This is a genomic window from Shewanella sp. POL2, from assembly GCF_000282755.1.
Lineage (GTDB): Bacteria > Pseudomonadota > Gammaproteobacteria > Enterobacterales > Shewanellaceae > Shewanella > Shewanella xiamenensis.
This window is the reverse complement of record NZ_AKZL01000197.1, coordinates 1-1110: the sequence shown is the minus strand read 5'-3', so window position 1 is coordinate 1110 and position 1110 is coordinate 1. Positions and strand designations below refer to the sequence as shown.

General features: G+C 48.7%; 2 pseudogenes. One reads left to right on the top strand and one right to left on the bottom strand.

What is annotated here, in order from left to right:
• Window positions 1–644, top strand: a pseudogene (locus SHEWPOL2_RS22015) (bifunctional 4-hydroxy-2-oxoglutarate aldolase/2-dehydro-3-deoxy-phosphogluconate aldolase); the annotation flags it as partial.
• 73 nt (window positions 645–717) lie between these two features.
• Here the strand turns inward: SHEWPOL2_RS22015 and SHEWPOL2_RS22010 are convergent.
• Window positions 718–1110 (bottom strand): annotated as a pseudogene (locus SHEWPOL2_RS22010) (dGTPase); the annotation flags it as partial.

The following is a 1110-nucleotide window of genomic DNA, read 5'->3' as shown; positions in this document are numbered from 1 at the left end:
ATGCTTGAGAATAACTGGTTCATTACAACCACAAGATATTTTTTAAACGCAGCCCTATTGTTCCTGTTATGGTGATTAACAAGATTGAACATGCGGTGCCGTTAGCCAGAGCACTGGTCGCCGGTGGGATTAGCGTGTTAGAAGTGACATTACGCACGTCGTGTGCTCTTGAAGCGATCACCAAAATCGCTAAGGAAGTACCAGAGGCGCTAGTCGGCGCTGGGACTATTTTAAATGAAGCCCAGCTTGAGCAAGCGATTGCCGCTGGCGCGCAATTTATTATCACCCCTGGTGCAACAGTTGAACTGCTCAAAGCGGGGATGCAAGGCCCTGTGCCTTTGATCCCTGGCGTTGCCAGCATCTCCGAAGTGATGACGGGTATGGCGCTTGGTTACACTCACTTTAAATTCTTCCCTGCTGAAGCGTCTGGTGGAGTGGATGCACTCAAGGCTTTCTCTGGCCCCTTAGCCGATATCCGCTTCTGCCCGACAGGTGGTATTACGCCGAGCAGCTATAAAGATTACTTAGCGCTGAAAAATGTGGATTGTATTGGTGGCAGTTGGATTGCGCCTACTGATGCGATGGAGCAGGGCGATTGGGATCGTATCACTCAGCTTTGTAAAGAGGCGATTGGCGGACTTTAATCCGCTATTGCACGGATTAATTTGCGAACAAAAAACCACCTTAGCGGTGGTTTTTTATTTCTAAATCAAAAGGCTACATTTCTTTACTCAACTCCACGTTTGAGCCAGCCTTAGGGCTAAAGAGTTGTTGATAGAGCCGTCCGGCAAACTCGTCCGTCATCCCTGAAATATAATCGGCTAAGACTCTGTGGCTGTTTAGACCCTGTTGCTCGCTTGCGCGCCACCGCTCTTGGGTGTTAAGCGGTAACAGGCGCTCGGGATCGGAGGCAAATGCTTCAAATAACCCCATCACAATTTGTTGCCCTTTGTATTCGAGCATTTGGATCTCGGGTTTACGGATAACATATTTATACACTAGCTGTTTTAACACATTGAGCGCATGGGCAAAGTCGGGTTCAAGGCTGGCATTAAACCGCAGCAACGGTTCCTCGAAAGCCGGATCGTCATTGATGATAATGGCGGTGAC